This is a genomic window from Stenotrophomonas sp. SbOxS2, assembly GCF_013416715.1.
GTDB lineage: Bacteria > Pseudomonadota > Gammaproteobacteria > Xanthomonadales > Xanthomonadaceae > Stenotrophomonas > Stenotrophomonas lactitubi.
The window spans coordinates 178,499-196,816 of record NZ_JAAVXD010000008.1 but is presented as its reverse complement, the minus strand read 5'-3'; the positions used below and the strand labels follow the sequence as shown (position 1 = coordinate 196,816).

Below are 18,318 nucleotides of genomic sequence, written 5' to 3'. Positions count from 1 at the left end.
CCCTGTCCTGCAGATTCGGTTTCCCCGACGGGGGACGCGCCAGGGACGGCGCATTTGATTGAAGGCGAGCATGAACGATTCCGACGCCCCGGCACCCGGCCGCAAGCGCCGCGTGCGCGAACAGACGCCTGTCCAGCGCGCCCTGGGGTTGCTGGTGCGGCGTGAGCATTCGCGCAAGGAGTTGACCCGCAAGCTGACCTCCCGGGGTATCGAGGGCGAGGCGGCGCAGGCCGCGGTCGACAAGCTGACCGAGGCTGGCTGGCAGGACGACACCCGGTTTGCCGAGAATCTGGTGCGCATGCGCGCCAATACCGGCTACGGCCCCATCCATGTGCGTGCCGAACTGGGCACCCATGGACTGGACAGCGAGCAGATCGCTGCCGCCATGGAGACCTTTGAAGGCGACTGGACGGAGAACGCCCGGGATCTGGTCCGTCGCCGCTTCGGTGAGGCTGGCCCGCAGGACCTGGCGCAGCGTCGCAAGGCCGCCGATCTGCTGGCTCGCCGGGGCTTTGATGGCGACAGCATCCGCCGTGCGACCCGTTACGATCCGGACGACTGAGACTGATGGCGCCGGGCCTGATACCCTTTGGGGTTTCGGCGGTCCGTTCGACCCTGGCCACTGCGGCCGGCGGCACGGGCCCCGGCCCGCAGACTGCCAGCCCCCATGAACGCATCCGCCAAATTCACGACATCCCAGATCCGCAGCGACTTCCTTGAGTTCTTCAAGGGCAAAGGCCACACCATCGTGCCGTCGGCGCCGCTGGTGCCGGGCAACGATCCGACCCTGCTGTTCACCAACTCCGGCATGGTGCAGTTCAAGGACGTGTTCCTGGGCGCGGAAAAGCGCAGCTACGTGCGCGCGGCCGACGTCCAGCGCTGCCTGCGTGCCGGTGGCAAGCACAACGATCTCGACCAGGTGGGCTACACCGCCCGCCATCACACCTTCTTCGAAATGCTGGGCAACTGGTCCTTCGGCGATTACTTCAAGAAGGATGCGATCGCCTGGGCCTGGGAGCTGCTGACCCAGGTCTGGAAGCTGCCGGCCGAGCGCCTGCTGGTCACGGTCTACCAGACCGACGACGAGGCCTACGCGCTGTGGCGCGACATGATCGGCATTCCGGAAGAACGTATCGTTCGCATCGGCGACAACAAGGGTGCGCCGTTCGCCTCGGACAACTTCTGGCAGATGGCCGATACCGGTCCGTGCGGTCCGTGTACCGAGATTTTCTACGACCACGGTGACCATATCGCCGGTGGCCCCCCGGGCTCGCCGGATGAAGATGGCGACCGCTTCATCGAAATCTGGAACCTGGTGTTCATGCAGTTCGATCGTCAGCAGGACGGCACGCTGATGCCGCTGCCGGCGCCGTGCGTGGACACCGGCATGGGCCTGGAACGCCTGGCCGCGATCCTGCAGCACGTGCATACCAACTACGAGATCGACCTGTTCCAGGCGCTGATCCGCAAGGCGTCGGAACTGACCGGCACCGCCGATCTGGAAAACAAGTCGCTGCGGGTGATCGCCGACCATATCCGCGCCTGTTCGTTCCTGATCGTCGATGGCGTGCTGCCGTCCAACGAAGGCCGCGGCTATGTGCTGCGCCGTATCATCCGCCGCGCGCTGCGACACGGCTGGATGCTGGGCGTGCGCCAGCCGTTCTTCAGCAAGCTGGTGCCGACCCTGGTCGAGCAGATGGGCGAGGCCTATCCGGAACTGCCGGCGCAGGTCGATACCGTCGTGCGTGCACTGCAGGCCGAAGAAGAGCGTTTCGCTGAAACACTCGACTCGGGCATGAAGATCTTCGACGACGTCGCCGCCAAGGTCAGCAATGGCGTGATTCCGGGCGTGGACGCCTTCCGCCTGTACGACACCTACGGCTTCCCGCTCGACCTCACCCAGGACATCGCCCGCGAGCGTGACCTGACCGTGGACATCGAGGGCTTCAACGCCGCGATGGAAACGCAGCGCGAGACCGCGCGTGCCGCCGGCAAGTTCGGTGGCGGCGTGACCCTGTCGGCCGATCTGGTCGCCACGCTCAAGCCGACCGTCTTCCTCGGCTACGACCGCCTGCAGGCCGATGGCCTCAACGTGGTCGCGATCCTCAAGGATGGCCGCCCGGTGGACGCTGCCCAGGCCGGTGACGAGGTCATCGTGCTGACCAGCCAGACCCCGTTCTACGCCGAATCCGGCGGCCAGGTCGGCGACACCGGCATCTTGTCCGCTGCCGGCGTGCAGATGCAGGTGAGCGACACCCAGAAGTTCGCGGGCCAGTTCCATGGCCACGTCGGCAAGCTCACCCAGGGCAACCTGAAGATCGGTGATGTACTGTCCGGCCAGGTTGATGGCGAGCGCCGGGGCGCCACCATCCTCAACCACTCGGCCACCCACCTGCTGCATGCTGCCCTGCGCGAAGTGCTGGGCACCCACGTGCAGCAGAAGGGCTCGCTGGTGGCGCCGGACCGCCTGCGCTTCGACTTCTCGCATTTCCAGCCGATCAGCGCCGAGGAACTGGCGATCATCGAGCGCAAGGTCAACCAGCAGGTGCGCGTCAACAACGCTGTGGAAGTGCACAACATGGGCATGCAGGAGGCGCTGGACTTCGGCGCGATGGCCCTGTTCGGCGAGAAGTACGGCGAGAACGTGCGCGTGCTGAAGATGGGTGATTACTCCACTGAGCTGTGTGGTGGTACCCACGTCAACCGGACCGGTGACATCGGTCTGTTCAAGATCACCTCCGAGGGCGGCGTATCGGCCGGTGTGCGTCGTATCGAGGCCGTCACCGGCCAGGGCGCGCTGGACTACGTGGACGCCGAGGAGGCGCGCCTGGCCGAGGCCGCGGAACTGCTGGGTGGCAGCGCTGCCGACGTGGTCGAAAAGATCCGTGCGCTGGGCCTGCGCCAGAAGCAGCTGGAGCGCGAACTGGAGGCCGTGAAGGCCAAGGTCGCTGCCGGCGCCACGGCTGATCTGTCCGGGCAGGCCGTCGAGGTCGCCGGTGTGAAGGTGCTGGCCGTCCGTCTGGAAGGCTTCGATGCCAAGGCCCTGCGCGATGCCATGGACCGCCTGAAGCAGCAGCTGGGCAACGCGGTGATCGTGCTGGCCGGTGCCCAGGACGGCAAGGCAGCCCTGGTCGCGGGCGTGAACGGCAGTGCAATGGGCAAGGTCAAGGCCGGGGAACTGTTGTCCCATATCGCCGGTCAGATCGGGGGCAAGGGCGGCGGACGCCCGGACCTCGCCCAGGGTGGTGGCGAGGACGGGCCCGCCCTTGCCACCGCGCTGGCTGCGGTCGTCGAATGGGTCAGCCCCCGCCTGTGATGAACCCCTGCCGTCCCCCTCCTTGTAGGAGCGGGACGGCTGACGGTACCATTGCGAATCTTTTCCCTTTGTCGTGGGCGCGCTTCTTGACGGAGCGTCAAGCCGGTGGGGGATACCCTTCCACACGGTTCCATGGAGACTTAAAAAAATGTTGATCCTGACTCGCCGCGTCGGCGAAACCCTGATGATCGGTGACTCGGTGAGCGTCACCGTGCTTGGCGTCAAGGGTAACCAGGTGCGTATCGGCATCACTGCGCCGAAGGACGTCGCTGTGCATCGCGAAGAGATCTACCAGCGCATCCAGCGTGGTGACGAAGCCGGCAGCACCGGTGGTGAAAATTCTGCGGAATAAGGCTTTACCTTCGCGCGTGATTAACGTTATGATTCACGCCCCGCTGAGGTGCAACGCACCAGACGCGGAGAAAACCCCGGAGCGATGCCCGAGCGGCTGAAGGGGCTCCCCTGCTAAGGGAGTATAGGGTCAAAAGCTCTATCGAGGGTTCGAATCCCTCTCGCTCCGCCAGATACAAAGAAGCGCCTGCAGATCCTCGATCTGCAGGCGTTTTTCTTTTCAGCTCGCTTAAAGCCTTACGGTCACGCCGACCTGGAACCCGCGACCGGGCAGCGGTGCGATGTACTTCAACGGCGAGTTGTGTGGGCGGGCGTCGTCGTCCAGAAGGTTGCTGCCGTTGACGAACACTTCCATCCCAGCGATGTACGCATTGCGTACTGGCAGCTCGCGGCTGACCTGCAGATCGACCAGGTTGAATGCATCCAGCGGAATCTCTTCGCTGACGTTGCGGCCCAGGTACTTCTGCTTGTCGTAGTAGGTGCTGGAGAGTTGTACCTTCCAGCTGTCGCGCTGCCATTGCAGGGTGGCGCCATAGCGGTTGGTCGGCATGTTCGGCAGGTACTCGCCGTCGTTGTGCGCGCGCAGCGTGTCCGGACGATCGGCCTGGTTCCTGACCAGATCGGCGAAGGCGGACAGATTCAATTTCCCGTAGCCGCCAAGGTCGAGCGCCTGCGAGGCATCGATCTCGAACCCCTTCACCGTGGTGTCGGTCTGCTTCCAGTACTTCAGCGGCAGGCGGTTGGCCATCTGCATGCCGGAGTGGCCCTGGTAGAGGTAGTTTTCGTACTTCATCCGGTAGGCGGTGGCCGACAGCGCGAAGCCACCGAGGTGGAACAGTCCGGTCAACTCCAAGTTCTTCGCGCGTTCCGGCTGCAGGTTCTGGTTGCCTTCTTCCTGGGTCATTACCGAGTAATGCGCGTTGCTGGCATACAGCTCGTTGATCTCCGGTGCGCGCTGCGAGGACGAATAGCGCACCTTGGCGGCGAACAGCGGGCCGAGTTCGATATACGAACCCAGGGTGTAACTGTTGAGACGATAGGAGCGGTCCTGCAGCGTGGTGTTGGCAGCATTGCGCGAGGTCTTGAAGCGGCTGGGCTGCAGGTCATGGTCCACGCGTTCATGGCGGACGCCGGCATCGAAGGACGCCCAGCCGACGTCGAGGGTTTCCTTCAGGAACACCGCGTTGCTGCGCGTTTCCACATCAGGCAGGTAGCGCAGCGCGCCGCTGCCGGTGACGTCGCGCGCCTGATGGCTCAGGCCCAGCACGCCGCTGAGCGGCCCGACGGGTTGATGTGCCAGCAGCAGTTCGGCCTGGGTGCTCTGGAAGTCGTAGTCGTTGGCCCTGGTCGAGCCCAGGCGCTCGCCCGAGGTGTTGTCCAGTTTTGAAACCCGCAGTTCGGCACGTTCGACGTGCGGCAGCGGGTCCCGCAGCAATGCTTCCAGGGCGTAGCGCTGCTGTTTGATCACCACGCCCACCGGCAGGCCGTCGGCAGGGTTCGCGCCGAAGGACAGGTTCTGCATCGAGAAGCCCGGCACACCGTATTCGCTGTCCTTGGCATCGATGCTGACGCCGACGTAACCGCGATCGAAGAACCAGGTCGAGCCGAGTGCCACCTGCGAACTGCGTGAGTAGCTGTTACCCAGCCGATGGTGGTAATCGGGGGTCACATCGTTGTTGATCTGTTTCTGTACGTACGAAGGCGTGCCGGCGACATAGGCCGGGTTGACTGGATTGATGTAGGTGCGGCGCTGCCAGACCGAGGTCGGACTGTTGGTGTAGAAGGAAAAATCGCCATCGGCCCAATCGGGGTTCTCGGTCATGAACTGGTCGATGTAGGGTTGCGAGGCCTTGTTGTAGAGCTGCTGGACGCGCGCTTCCTTCTGGCAGCTGTCGGCCAGCGCCGAATTGACACCGCCGGTGGCCGGGAACAGGCGGGTGTTGCAGACGCCGGCCTTGCTGTTGCCGGGAATGTCGTAGTACGAGATGCGTTGCCGAGAGACCTGCAGGTTCGTCGAGACATTCCGCTGGTTGTTGAAGTTCATGCGGAAACCCTGCGCATCGGCCGCGTTGAAACCTTTGCGCAGGACCAGTTCCATCGACTGGTCCTTGCCCTCCATCGTGCGCGAGATCAGGCCGGAGTCGATGTCGACGCTGCCGCCGATGGCGTTGCCGCCGTAGCGGACGGTATCGGAGGATTTGTTGACGGTGACGCTGCGCACGAACAGCGGGTCAAAGGGAATGTTGATGTCGCCGCTGAAGGCGTTCATGCCGAGGATGGACTGGCCGTCCTCCAGGATCTGCACGCGGTTGCCGCTGAGGCTGCGGATGACCGGTGCGCCGGCGTTGGGCCCGAAGGCGCTGTTCTGCACGCCGGAGACATGTTCAAGCATGCCGCCGAGGGTGCGGTTCTGGGCCTGCGAGGCCTCGACCGTGACGATGCTGTCGATCCGGGAGGGCTTGCTTGCCTCGACTTGGACGGCGGGCAGGGTGGGGTCGTCGCTGGCATGGGCGTTGTGGACGACGAACAGGATGGCTGCAGCAAGCAGGTGACGACGCATGACGCACTCCGTGAAAATAATGTGAAATGTTATAACGTAACTATTTAGGTTCACAAGCCGGAGGGGGACGGCGCAGGGGGAGATTGGGCCTGGCCATCGCCGGCAGCGTGGTCGCTTGCACGACCGGACTTTGGCGCGCAGCATCGGCCATTGCCGGTACCCCAGACCGCACCCTGCAGCACTTTCTCCACTCGAAAGGAGCCTCGCATGAAGCTGTTGTCCGCCGCGTTGCTGTCCGTGGCCCTGCTGCAGGCGATGCCTGCCCTGGCCGAGAGCCCGAAGTCCTCGCCGCTGCTCGGCCGCTGGTCGCTGGATATCGCCACGTCCGCGCTGCCTGAAGCACAGCGTCCGCAACAGGTCGTGCTGGAATTCAAGGATGCCGGCGCGGGCAGGTGGAGCTCGCACGTGGATATCGTCCTGCATGACGGCAAGACGATGAAATCCGACGGTACGCTGGCGTTGGATGGCACGCCCGCATCGCTGATAGGCAGCTACGGCGCCAACCAGGCGACGCTGAAACTGCCGGCGCCGAATACGCTGGTGATGCAACTGGTCGATCACGGTGCGCCGGCGTCCACCCGTGTGTATACGGTGGCCGCCGATCGCTCAACGATGACCGAAACCAAGGCGTTCTTCGGTCATGACGGCACGCCGATCCTGCAGACCAACCTGTTCAAGCGCTTGCCGTAGCCGTGTGATGCAGCGACACCCGCAGAGGCGGGCTCTGCGGATACCGTTGCTGCGGGCTCATGCGGCGGCGGGGTCGCGCTTGCCGGTATCGATCCCGTACCGGTCGATCGCCTGCTGCAGCAGGCTCCGTTCGACATGTCCGTCATCGGCCAAGGCCTTCAGTGCGGCCAGCACGATGAAGTGGCGATCGACCTCGAAGAACGTCCGCAGCGATTCGCGTGTATCCGAGCGGCCGAAACCATCGGTGCCGAGTGCGATGAAGCGACGATCGCTGATGAAGGGGCGGATCTGGTCGCCGACGATCTTCATGTAATCGGTCGCCACCACCACTGGGCCAGCGTGGTCCTGCAGGCACTGCTGCACGTAGGGAACGCGCGGCTCGTCGGCCGGATGCAGCAGATTCCAGCGCTCGACAGCCAGGCCGTCGCGGCGCAGTTCGGTCAGGCTGGTAGCACTCCAGACGTCGCTGGCGATACCGAAATCCTGCTGCAGAAGATCGGCGGCGGCCAGCACTTCGCGCAGGATCGAGCCACTGCCCATCAACTGCACGCGAGGCCGTGCAATGGTGTCGGCAGCGGCGGGGCGCAGCAGATAGAGGCCCTTCAGGACGCCGGCTTCGGCGCCGTCGGGCAGGGCCGGGTGCGGGTAGTTCTCGTTGAGCAGGGTGATGTAGTAGTAGATGTCTTCCTGGTCCACGTACATGCGGCGCAGGCCATCGTGGATGATCACCGCCAGCTCGAAATTGTAGGTCGGGTCATAGGACACGCAGCTGGGAATCACCGAGGACAGCACGTGGCTGTGGCCATCGTCGTGCTGCAGGCCTTCGCCCATCAGCGTGGTGCGGCCCGAGGTGGCACCAAGCAGGAAGCCGCGGGTGCGCGCGTCGGCTGCTGCCCAGGCCAGGTCGCCGACGCGCTGCAGGCCGAACATCGAATAGAAGATGTAGAACGGAATCGTGGCCAGGCCGTGGTTGGCGTACGCGGTACCGGCGGCGATCCACGAACAGATCGCGCCGGATTCGTTGATGCCTTCCTGCAGGATCTGGCCATCCTTGGCTTCCTTGTAATAGCTCAGCTGGCCAGCGTCCTGCGGCGTGTACAACTGGCCGAGGTAAGAGTGGATGCCGATCTGGCGGAACAGGCCTTCCATGCCGAAGGTGCGCGATTCATCGGGCACGATCGGGATCACCAGCCTGCCCAGCTCGGGATCCTTGAGCAGGGTGGTGAGGATGCGCACGAAGCCCATGGTGGTGGACTGGCCGCGATCACCACTACCCTGCAGCTGGACGTTGAACGTGGACAGCGGCGGCAGTGGCAGCGGATCGACCTGTGCCAATCGTGCCGGCAGCTGGCCACCCTGCGCCTGGCGACGCTGCGCGAAGTAGAGCGCCTCCGGGCTGCCCTGCGCCGGGCGCAGGTACGGCATTTCCTCCAGCTGTTCATCGCTGACCGGCAGATCGAAACGGTCGCGGAAAGCGCGCACCGCATCGGTGCTCATCTTCTTCAACTGGTGATTGATGTTCTGGCCTTCGCCGGCCTCACCCATGCCGAAGCCCTTCACCGTCTTGGCCAATACCACGGTCGGTCGGCCCGCGGTGTTCACTGCCTGCTGGTAGGCGGCGTAAACCTTCTGCGGATCGTGGCCGCCACGTGCCAGCGCCCAGATCTCGTCGTCGCTCATGTGCGCGACCAGCGCCAGCAGTTCCGGGTAGCGTCCGAAGAAATGCTCACGTACATAGGCACCGCTCTGTGACTTGAAGGTCTGGTAGTCACCATCGACGCATTCCATCATGCGCTGGCGCAGCAAGCCGCTGTGATCGCGTGCCAGCAGGTCGTCCCAGCCACCGCCCCAGATCACCTTGATCACGTTCCAGCCGGCGGCACGGAAGGTGCCTTCCAGTTCCTGGATCACTTTGGCGTTGCCGCGCACTGGTCCGTCCAGGCGCTGCAGGTTGCAGTTGACCACGAACACCAGGTTGTCCAAGCGCTCGCGCCCGGCCAGTGAAATGGCCGCCAGCGATTCGGGCTGATCCATTTCACCATCACCGAGGAAGGCCCAGACCTTGCGGCCCTGGTGCTGCTTCAGCCCGCGGTATTCCAGGTAGCGCATGTAACGGGCCTGATAGGCCGCGGTCAGCGGGCCCAGGCCCATCGATACGGTAGGGAACTGCCAGAACTCCGGCATCAACCGCGGGTGCGGATACGAGGACAGGCCCTCACGCCCGGCTTCGCGGCGGAAGTTGTCCATGCGCTCGGCGCTGATGCGGCCTTCCACGAATGCACGTCCATAGATGCCCGGTGCGGAATGGCCCTGGATGTAGATCATGTCGCCGTCGAAGGTGTCGGTACGGCCACGGAAGAAGTGATCGAAGCCCACGTCATACATGACCGCGGCGGACTGGTAGGTGGCGATGTGGCCGCCGACATTGGAATGCTTGCCGGCGCGCAGCACCATCACCATGGCGTTCCAGCGGATCATCGCGTTCAACCGACGCTCGATGGCCAGGTCGCCCGGGTAGGCGGGCTGTCGCTCGGGTGGAATCGTGTTGGTGTAGGCGGTCCATGCGCGGGTGTGCAGGTCGCCATGCTGCTGCACATCAAGCTCATCGAGCTGGTCCAGCAGGTAGTGCGCGCGGGGGCGGCCGCCAGCCTTGATCACCGCGTGCAGGGACTCGCGCCATTCGCGGGTTTCCTGCGGATCGGTGTCGAGAGGGAAGTGTGCCTGGTTCATGCTGCGTCTCCAGAGAGCGCCGGCCGGCATCTGCGCGACACCGCCGGCAGGGCGACAGCTCTGGAGCGGAATCGCGCCGGCAGGGCCGTGGCGCGGGGGCGGCCTTGGTGGCTGCCGGGGAGACAAGCGTAGGCGGCGCATGGGTTGGCCGGTAGACAGGTGAGGGTTGGGTCTGCGCGAACCTGCGCTTTGCCCGGCGCCGCTGCAATGCGGTTGTCATCGTCGGTGTGCACCCTGCTGGGTTTTCCAGCCTCGGGGTGGTTGGTCGGTTGTGAACAGCGTCAGAATCTGGGAGAAGAGCTACGCCTTGCGGCGCCGCCTGCTGCGTGGCTTCTTCCTTCGGCGTGGTTCACACGCTGCCGATGCCGAGGATCTGGCCCAGGAGGTCTATCTGCGCCTGCTGCGCAGCACCGGCGAAGACGCCGCGGCGATCGAGAACCCTGAAGCCTATCTGTTCGCGGTGGCAGCCAACCTGGCCCGTGAACAGGCACGCTCGCGCTCCGGCCTGCCGCAGATCGAGGACGTCGACCTGCTGGCCGAGGTACTCAGCAGCGAAGAGGACATCGAGGCTGATTTCGAGCGGGCGCAGCGCTGGAGCGGAATCCGTGGCGCCATCGCGCAACTGCCGCCCACGACGCGGCGGGTGATGGAGCTGCACTACCGCGAAGGACTGGATTGCCATCAGGTGGGGGCGCAGCTGGACGTGTCGGTGCACATGGTGCGCAAGCACATCGGCAAGGGGCTGGAAGCCTGCAGGAAGGCGCTGGGCGCCGGGAAGGACGGATGAACCAGAAGGAGCCTGCAGCGATGGATGACGAGGCGGCCGAACAGGCTGCGCACTGGTTCCTGTGCAACCGCGAGGGTGACCTGAGCGCTGCGCAGCGCGCCGAGTTCATGGCGTGGATGAAGGGCTCGCCCGAGCACGTGCGCGCGTACCTGCATGCCCTGCATCTGCACCGGCAGGTCGGCGCGGCGATGTCGGTGCACGCGCAGCAGCACGAAAGCAGGGCAACACTGCCGATGCTGCCGGCAACGGCGAAAGTGGTGCCGTTGTTTGCCGCGCCCGTGCCCGCGCCGCGCGCCGTGGTTGCAACACGAACGCGCCGGCCGCTCTGGAGGCGGGTGGCTGCGGTGGCGTGCGGACTGTTGCTGGTGGCCGGTCTGCTGCCGTGGCTGATGCCGCGCGAACAGATGCTGGTCGCTGGGCACGGGCAACTGCGTGAGGTGCTGCTGGCTGACCAGACGCAGGTGCGGCTGAATGCAGACAGCCGTCTGCGGGTGAAGATTGGCTGGTTCAGCCGCCGCGTCGAACTGCTGCAGGGCGAGGCCACATTTGATATCGCAGCGGATCGCCGGCCCTTCCAGGTACGGGTCGGTGATCTGCAGATCCGTGACATCGGCACCGTGTTCGATGTGTCGCGCCGGTTGCAGAGCACGCGTATCGGCGTGGTATCCGGCGAGGTGGAGGTCTGGACCGCCGGTGATGGGCAACGCCGATTGGCGCAGCTGCCTGCCGGGCGGGTGGTCCAGGTCGATCATCTCAGCCATGCGGTGCAGCCGCTGGAAATACCGATGTCCATGCTGCTGGACTGGCAGCAGCGCCAGGTGTCGTTCCGTGATGAGCGGCTGGACGAGGTGGCGGCTGCGTTCAACCGGCACAACCAAGTGCAGGTGCGGGTTACCGATGATGTGGCGCGGGCGGCGCGCCTGTCGGGCAGCCTGGAGGCGCACCGGGTTGCTGCGCTGCAGGCATTCCTGCAGCGGGACGCGCGCTTCGTCATCCGCCGCGAACAGGACACGGTATGGGTCTCCAGCCGCTGATCCCGGTTGGGCGATGGGCTGTCAGAAAAAATTCATCGAATCGGCGTTCTCCACTTCCGCCGATGCAGGCTCTTACTTGGGAGAAACCGCTGTCGAATGCCGATGCGGCAGCAGCAGTCCTCTCTCCTGCAAGGAACCGTGATGCGCAAGAAGCTCTATCTGTCGGTGGTACTGGCCTTGTCTCCCTGCCTGGGCGCACATGCGCAGGCGGTGTCGTCCAACGGGCTTGAGACCAAGGTCACTGCAGCGATCGCCGCGCAGCCTTTGAGCCAGGCACTGGAGCAGCTGTCACGCAGCTCCGGCGTGCAGTTCCTGTATGCCGGCGCGGGCAATGCACCCATGGCGGGCGCGGTACCGCGGGGGGCCACCGTCAAGCAGGCGCTGGACACGCTGCTGGCCGGCACCGGCCTGCGCTACACGGTGCTGGACGGCAACGTGATCGCCATCGATGCGGCACCGGCACAGCGCGAAACCGGGCCGGCCGCACCGGCACCGCAGCAGCCGCAAGCCGTGGTCGCTCCGACGCTGGGAACGATCAAGGTGATCGCCGCCCATGAGGTGATCGATCAGAAGAAAACCTCGCCGGTGATCAAGGATTCGGTGATCTACGATGAGATGGACAGCTACGGCGATGAGACGCTGGCCGAGAGCCTGATGGCCGCGCCCGGTCTGAGTGCGGTGGAAGATGCGGGCGAACCGCGCTATGTGACCGTGCGCGGCGTGCAGGCCAATCTCAACTACACGACCATCGACGGCATCGCGATCGCAAGCGTGGGTGGCAGTGGCTCCGGCGAGCGCATGAACAACCTGCAGCTGATTCCCAGCGACATCGGCACCCGCACGGACATCTACAAGAGTTTCAGCGCCGAGCAGGCACCGGATGCCATTGGTGGTGTGATCGACATCATCAGCCGCAGTGCCTTTGACCGCTCCGGCAAGTATGTGTTCGCCGACGTGGCCGGCATCTATTCCACGGCCGAGACCAATGTGGGGCGCAGCGCGGGTGGCGACCACAAGACCCTGGGGCACTTCGGCAAGAGCGCCAAAGCGGTGTTCTCCAACCAGTTCGGTGCCGATGACCAGTTCGGCATCGTCGCTGTCGCGCGCTATGAACAGCGCTCGCGCAACAGCGTCAAGCGCTGGGTGGAATCGAACTATTACTACAACGATGCCGGCAAGTACCTAACCGATGGCACCACCGGCCCGGACGAGGCGAAAGGCTGGAACGGCCTGCGCGCGCCGGGCAACTTCAGCACCGGCACCTACACCAACTACATCACCAACTTCGGTGGCTCGGCCAAGCTGGAATGGAAGCCGTCGGACGATCCGTTCTACGCCTCGCTGCTGCTGTACTCGTACCGGTTCTACGAGAACTCGACGATGAACAAGACCGATCTGTATGGCAACGCCAAGTTCCCGATACGCAACCAGAGCGAGGACGGCGGCACCACCCAGATCAACAGCATCTACATCAAGAACCGCCATGACCGCTGGGACCGCAGCAATCGCGGTGCGATCGCCAGCTTCAACTGGGATATCGGCGACCTTTCGCGGCTGACCCTGCGCGCCGGCCACACCGAAGAGACCTTCCACAACACCCAGGTCTACTGGGGCGTACGCGCGTACCCGAGCAACCTGTTCGTCGACTATGCCAACGACAGCCATGGCTTTCCGAACGCGGTGGGTGTCTCGGACTCCAGCCTGCTGACCAGCTCGGCGTTCAAGCTCAATCCCGCGCAGGCTTACATCTCGCCGCGCGACGCCAAGGAGAGCATCGACAACCTGCGTGCCGACTTCAGCTACAACATCGATGCCGATGCGCGCGGCTTCGGTCTCGCCGCCGGTGCCGAGTATCGCCACCTGAAGATCTGGCAGGACATCGATTTCGACTACTACAAGACCAGCGCGACCCTGAACGACTATCTGTATCCCGGTTCGACGCTGCTTGGCAGCGTCCCCGGCTTCCCGCTGATCGACAACCGCAGGTGGCATGACGAGCTGTACCCGAAGCTGGGCAACAACGATGCGGCCTACCCGAATGCCGATTTCACCAGCGACTACAAGTACGTGGAGGACATCGCCAACGCCTACGTCTCGGCGCATTACGCCTGGGAGCGGCTGCTGCTGATCGGTGGCCTGCGCTATGACCACACTACCTTCGATGCGTTCAGCCCGTTCAGCGATGATGGCGGTACCACCTACACCTCGGCATTCCGCAAGAGCAGTGGCGGCTACAACAACCTGCTGCCGTCATTGAATGCGACCTTCAAGCTGAGCGAGAACCAGCGCCTGCGCTTCTCCGCCAGCCGCACGCTGGGGCGGCCGACACCCAGCAACATCGCCCAGGCCACCAGCACCAGCTGTGGCGATGACGAACTGGGCGGAGGCTTCTGCACCATCAAGCAGGGCAATGCCTCGCTGCAGCCGCGCCGCTCGACCAATCTCGACCTGGCCTGGGACCTGTACTTCAATGGCAATAACGGCCTGGTCTCGGTGGCGCTGTTCGACAAGGTCATCAAGGACGACATCTATACCTTGACCACGTTCGAGAACATCGGCGACGTCCGCTATCGCGTCACCCAGCCGATGAACACCGATGAGTCGACGCTGCGCGGTGTCGAGTTCGCGGTGGCAAACCGCAATCTGCAGTGGGGCCGCCAGCGCTTCGACATGTACCTCAATGCCACCCGACTGGACGGACAGACCAACTACCGTATCAGTGATGGCAGCGAGCGCCGCCTGGACCGCCTGCTGTACCAGCCGGACTGGTCGGTGAACGGCTCGGTGATCTGGCGCATGCCGTGGAAGAGCTCGCAGCTGCGCGTGTCAGGTACCTACCGCAGCCGCATGCTGGTCGACTTCGGCGATACCCAGTGGCTGGACTCGTACTACGACCCGTACATGACCTTCAACCTGGCCTTCAGCCACAAGGTCAGCAAGCACGTGACGCTGAAGTACGAGGCGAAGAACCTGTTCAATACCCAGCCAACCTACAGCACCGGTCCGAACGGACGCTTCCGCACCGAGATCGATGACTACGGTCGCTTCTTCTACTTCCACATCATCTACAACTGAGGGCGGCCGTCTTGGATACGATCAATCGCAGGCGCTTCCTCGCCCTGTCGGGACTTTCCGCATTGGGTGCGTGGGCCGGGACTGCGCGTGCGCTGGCTACGCAGAACGACGCGGCGGCGTTGAATCCGCGCAATCTGCTGGCCGCGCCGCGCTTTGCCAGTACGCCGTTCACCCTCGGCGTGGCATCCGGTGATCCGTCAGCCGACGGCATGGTGTTGTGGACGCGGCTGGCCACCGAGCCCCTGATGTTCGGTGGCGGCATGCCCACCCGGCCGATGGTGGTGGGATGGCAGGTGGCCACCGACGAGACCATGCGCACCGTGGTGCGGCAGGGAACCTCGCTGGCCCACCCCGAACTTGGCCATGCGCTGCACGTGGAACTGGACGGCCTGCTGCCTGGGCGGCCGTACTGGTACCGCTTCACCGTGGGAGGCCATGCCAGTGCGATCGGACGCACCCACACCCTGCCTGCGGCGAACGCGCCGATCAAGCGCGTACGCTTCGCGGTGGCCGGTTGCCAGCATTTCGAGGAAGGGCACTACACGGCCTGGCGGCACATTGCCGAGCAACCACTCGATTTCGTGTTCCATTACGGCGACTACATCTACGAGGGAGAAAGCCAGCCCGGCGTGCGGAAGATGAACGGTCAGCCGTTCACCAACCTGCGCAACCACGTTGGCCCACAGACCTATACGCTCGACGACTATCGCCGCCGCTATGCGCAGTACAAGACCGATGCGGACCTGCAGGCCGCGCACGCCGCGTCACCGTGGTTCATGACGTTCGACGACCATGAAGTGGACAACAACTGGGCGGGTGCCGAAGACCAGGACGGTACGCCCAGCGAACTGTTCCTGCTGCGCCGCGCACAGGCGTTCCAGGCGTATTACGAGAACATGCCGTTGCGCGCTTCGTCGTTCCCGCGCGAGGGTCATATGCAGATGTTCCGTCGCGCACGCTACGGCACGCTGCTGGACCTGCACCTGCTCGATACCCGCCAGTACCGCAGCAAGCAGGTGGACATGGCGCAGCGCGGACAGGTGGAATCTGCCGAGCGCAGCATTGTGGGTGCGAAGCAGGAGCAATGGCTGTTCGATGGCCTGGCCGATGCCGCGCCGCGTTGGCACGCGATCGCGCACCAGGTCTCACTGGGCAATTACATGCGCGAGAAGGACGGCGTGGTGCAATCTTCCGATGACCAGTGGTCCGGCTACCTGTCCAGCCGCCGGCGCTTGCTCGATCACATCCAGAAGGTGGGCTTCGGTAACGTGGTGACCGCCTGTGGCGATGCACACCGTCACTATGCCAGCGACCTGGTGCAGGACAACGTCGATTCCGGGGTGATTTCCAGCGAGTTCCTGGCGACGTCGATCAGCTCGGGCGCTGACGGGCAGGGCGTGGATGCCTATGCAGAGAACCAGCTGCGGCACAGCCCCCACTTGAAAGCGACGACGGACAAGCGCGGTTACGTGCTGTGTGATGTCACCCGTGATGCCTGGATCGGTGACATGAAGACGCTCGATACGGTCATGCGGCCGAACGGCGCGCTGCAGAGCTGGAAGCGCTATGCGGTGGAGCACGGCCGACCGGGGTTGCAGGAGGCCTGAGCCGGCTGTCCTGCCCTGTAGAGCCGGGCACGCGCCCGGCACTACGAAGTGCGTTCATCCGTGTTCGAAGCGCAGCGGTGCGGTGCCCATGGCGGGGTCGCTCGTACCAGGGCGGCCATCTTCGGCACGGCCGGCCAAGCGTTGCTCGACGCCCTCCGAGCGCACGATCAGGTCGTACCAGCCTGCGGTCGGTGTCGGGTCCCAGGCCAGTACGGTTTCCGCGCCGGCCACCAGCTGCAGTTCCTGTACCGGCATGTGGCCCGCGTAGGCGCCGCCCTGCACCTTGACCCTGCGCGCTGAAGGCGATGGATTGCGCAGCACCAGCCGCAGCTGGCCGTCCGCGCGTTCCACCTGTGCATACAGCGGCGCGAGCGTGCCCGCGCCGCGATAGTGGCGATGGAACCCATTCGGCCCCAGCAGCCAGAGGTCGTAACGACCCTGTGCATCCAGCGGCCAACGATCCTGCAACGGGGCACCCGGTACTACGGTGTAACGGCGCGGGATGGCGTCCAGCTGCAAGCGGTCGTAGACATGCAGCACGGCCGTGGCGCCATCGCTGGCCAGCTGCAGGGTGAGGCCCTCGCCATCCACCGACGTGGCCTGCACCTGCGGCCGATAGGGCAGTGCCCGCGCCGGACGCACGCCCGGCTCCTGGCGGGCCGGATGCAGGCCATCGGGCAGCGCAGGCACGGTACGGCCGGGCAGGGCGGCGGCGCGCGCTGCGACGGCGGTGACATCCGGCAGCGCCTTGACGAAGGGGCGGGTGTCGCGCTGGGCGAAGTCGAAGGCGTTGCTGAGATCACCGCAGACCGCACGCCGCCACGGCGAGATGTCCGGCGCGGCCACGCCGAAGCGACGCTCGATCAGGCGCAGCACCGAGGTGTGGTCGTAGACCTGCGAGTCGACCCAGCCGCCACGGCTCCACGGCGAAATCACATACAACGGGACACGCGGGCCGAGACCATAGGGACGACCGCGCAGCCCGGCGGCATCGTATTTCCCGTCGCCCGGTGCCGGGTTGCGGTGGTATTCGCCCTCGGTGCTGACCGCCGACGCACCGGCCCAGCCGTCGCCAAGCGGTGAGGGCGGTGCCGGTGGCGGTACATGGTCGAAGAAGCCATCGTTCTCATCGAACATCAACAGCAGGGCGGTGCGGCTCCACACCTCGGGATCGGCGGTCAATGCATCAAGCAGGCGCGCAGTATAGGTGGCGCCCTGCGCGGGGCTGGACGGCCCCGGATGCTCGCTGCCGGCCGCATCGGCGATGATGAAACTGACCTGCGGCAGGCGGCCGCTGATCGCGTCCTCGCGCAGCTGCGCCAGGCCACGGGTGCTGACGCCGCGTGCGCGCAGCTCCGGGTCATGCCCCGGGTCGCCGCGGTGCGCCTGGCGGAAGGCCTCGAACCCGGCCAGCGGGTTGTCGGTGAAGTTGTCGGCCATGTCCTGATAGATCTGCCAGGACACACCGGCCTGCTGCAGTCGCTCGACATAGCTGGTCCAGCGATACGACTCCGGATGGCCGCCCTGCTCGGGGAAATTGTCGTGCGAGTTTGCAATCACCGGGCCGCCTGCGCGGGCCTGGGCATCGTTGTGGCCGGTCCACAGGAACACGCGGTTCGGGTTGGTGCCGGCCTGCATCGCGCAGTGGTAGGCATCGCAGAGGGTGAACGCATCGGCCAGGGCGAACTGGAACGGCATGTCGCTGCGCTGGAAGTAGCCCATCGAATGGTCCTGCTTGGCCTTGGGCCAGTGCGCCATGCGTCCGTGGTCCCACGCCTGTTGTGCATCCGGCCAGGTGTGGGGCGTGCCTTCCACCCGCATGTAGCCGAAGTGCGCAGCAGTATCCAACGGGAAAGGGGCGATCGCGCGCTGGCCGCTGGCATCGGGCTGCAGCCACAGGCTGCGCGGGTGGTCACCACCGGGCAGCGGCGATGCCGGCGCAACGAAACGGTCACCGAAGCCACGGACGCCCGGCAACGTGCCGAAGTAGTGGTCGAACGAGCGGTTCTCCTGCATGAACACCACGATGTGCTGCAGGTCCTGCAGGCTGCGCGTGCGCGAAGCAGGGGCGATCGCTGCTGCCCGGGCGATGCTGGGCAGCAGCGGCGAAAGGCCGGCGGCGACGCCGGCCTGCAACAGTCGGCGTCGGCCGGTATCGGTCACAGGGT

General features: G+C 65.1%; 11 protein-coding genes and 1 tRNA gene. 9 read left to right on the top strand and 3 right to left on the bottom strand.

From position 1 onward, the window contains the following. The first annotated feature begins 70 nt into the window (after positions 1-70). The 4 genes from recX to HFK18_RS19815 all read left to right on the top strand — a co-directional run bounded on the left by recX (position 71) and on the right by HFK18_RS19815 (position 3,839). Complete coding sequence (gene recX / locus HFK18_RS19830; RefSeq protein WP_089240275.1) at positions 71-562, top strand: recombination regulator RecX; 492 nt, start codon at positions 71-73, stop codon at positions 560-562. 105 nt (positions 563-667) lie between these two features. Beyond that, positions 668-3,316, top strand: coding sequence for an alanine--tRNA ligase (alaS, locus tag HFK18_RS19825; protein ID WP_180167578.1), 2,649 nt, complete (start codon positions 668-670; stop codon positions 3,314-3,316). A gap of 148 nt (positions 3,317-3,464) precedes the next feature. Continuing rightward, positions 3,465-3,668, top strand: coding sequence for a carbon storage regulator CsrA (gene csrA, locus HFK18_RS19820; protein WP_025878924.1), 204 nt, complete (start codon positions 3,465-3,467; stop codon positions 3,666-3,668). Positions 3,669-3,746: 78 nt separating this feature from the next. Further along, positions 3,747-3,839: transfer RNA gene (locus tag HFK18_RS19815), tRNA-Ser, on the top strand. A gap of 57 nt (positions 3,840-3,896) precedes the next feature. On the opposite strand, the gene HFK18_RS19810 is transcribed toward HFK18_RS19815, so the two are convergent. After that, a complete protein-coding gene (locus tag HFK18_RS19810) occupies positions 3,897-6,227 on the bottom strand; it encodes a TonB-dependent receptor (protein WP_180167577.1) in 2,331 nt (776 codons plus the stop codon). A gap of 207 nt (positions 6,228-6,434) precedes the next feature. Between HFK18_RS19810 and HFK18_RS19805 the strand changes: the two genes are divergently transcribed. Continuing rightward, on the top strand, positions 6,435-6,917 hold the full coding sequence (locus HFK18_RS19805; RefSeq protein ID WP_100552151.1) for a LuxR family transcriptional regulator: 483 nt from the start codon (positions 6,435-6,437) through the stop codon (positions 6,915-6,917). Between the two features lie 57 nt (positions 6,918-6,974). Here HFK18_RS19805 and aceE read toward each other — a convergent pair whose 3' ends face one another. Beyond that, on the bottom strand, positions 6,975-9,647 hold the full coding sequence (gene aceE, locus HFK18_RS19800; protein ID WP_180167576.1) for a pyruvate dehydrogenase (acetyl-transferring), homodimeric type: 2,673 nt from the start codon (positions 9,645-9,647) through the stop codon (positions 6,975-6,977). Between the two features lie 271 nt (positions 9,648-9,918). On the opposite strand from aceE, the gene HFK18_RS19795 reads away from it, so the two are divergent. The 4 genes from HFK18_RS19795 to HFK18_RS19780 all read left to right on the top strand — a co-directional run bounded on the left by HFK18_RS19795 (position 9,919) and on the right by HFK18_RS19780 (position 16,150). Continuing rightward, entirely contained in the window at positions 9,919-10,434 is a 516-nt protein-coding gene (locus tag HFK18_RS19795) for a sigma-70 family RNA polymerase sigma factor (protein ID WP_180167575.1), read from the top strand. Further along, positions 10,431-11,468, top strand: coding sequence for a FecR domain-containing protein (locus HFK18_RS19790; RefSeq protein WP_180167574.1), 1,038 nt, complete (start codon positions 10,431-10,433; stop codon positions 11,466-11,468). The genes HFK18_RS19795 and HFK18_RS19790 overlap by 4 nt, the downstream gene beginning before the upstream one ends. A 141-nt stretch (positions 11,469-11,609) precedes the next feature. Then, positions 11,610-14,543: a TonB-dependent receptor gene (locus HFK18_RS19785; protein WP_180167573.1), complete on the top strand. Its 2,934-nt coding sequence runs from the start codon at positions 11,610-11,612 to the stop codon at positions 14,541-14,543. Between the two features lie 11 nt (positions 14,544-14,554). Beyond that, a complete protein-coding gene (locus tag HFK18_RS19780) occupies positions 14,555-16,150 on the top strand; it encodes an alkaline phosphatase D family protein (protein WP_180167572.1) in 1,596 nt (531 codons plus the stop codon). 54 nt (positions 16,151-16,204) lie between these two features. On the opposite strand, the gene HFK18_RS19775 is transcribed toward HFK18_RS19780, so the two are convergent. Then, positions 16,205-18,313, bottom strand: coding sequence for a phospholipase C, phosphocholine-specific (locus HFK18_RS19775; protein WP_180167571.1), 2,109 nt, complete (start codon positions 18,311-18,313; stop codon positions 16,205-16,207). Between the last annotated feature and the right edge of the window lie 5 nt (positions 18,314-18,318).

What these genes read in the sequence shown, in the direction of transcription:
- recX (WP_089240275.1), top strand. Translation starts at nt 71, where the DNA reads ATGAACGATTCCGACGCCCCGGCACCCGGCCGCAAGCGCCGCGTGCGC.
- alaS (WP_180167578.1), top strand. Translation starts at nt 668, where the DNA reads ATGAACGCATCCGCCAAATTCACGACATCCCAGATCCGCAGCGACTTC.
- csrA (WP_025878924.1), top strand. Translation starts at nt 3,465, where the DNA reads ATGTTGATCCTGACTCGCCGCGTCGGCGAAACCCTGATGATCGGTGAC.
- HFK18_RS19810 (WP_180167577.1), bottom strand. Translation starts at nt 6,227, where the DNA reads ATGCGTCGTCACCTGCTTGCTGCAGCCATCCTGTTCGTCGTCCACAAC.
- HFK18_RS19805 (WP_100552151.1), top strand. Translation starts at nt 6,435, where the DNA reads ATGAAGCTGTTGTCCGCCGCGTTGCTGTCCGTGGCCCTGCTGCAGGCG.
- aceE (WP_180167576.1), bottom strand. Translation starts at nt 9,647, where the DNA reads ATGAACCAGGCACACTTCCCTCTCGACACCGATCCGCAGGAAACCCGC.
- HFK18_RS19790 (WP_180167574.1), top strand. Translation starts at nt 10,431, where the DNA reads ATGAACCAGAAGGAGCCTGCAGCGATGGATGACGAGGCGGCCGAACAG.
- HFK18_RS19785 (WP_180167573.1), top strand. Translation starts at nt 11,610, where the DNA reads ATGCGCAAGAAGCTCTATCTGTCGGTGGTACTGGCCTTGTCTCCCTGC.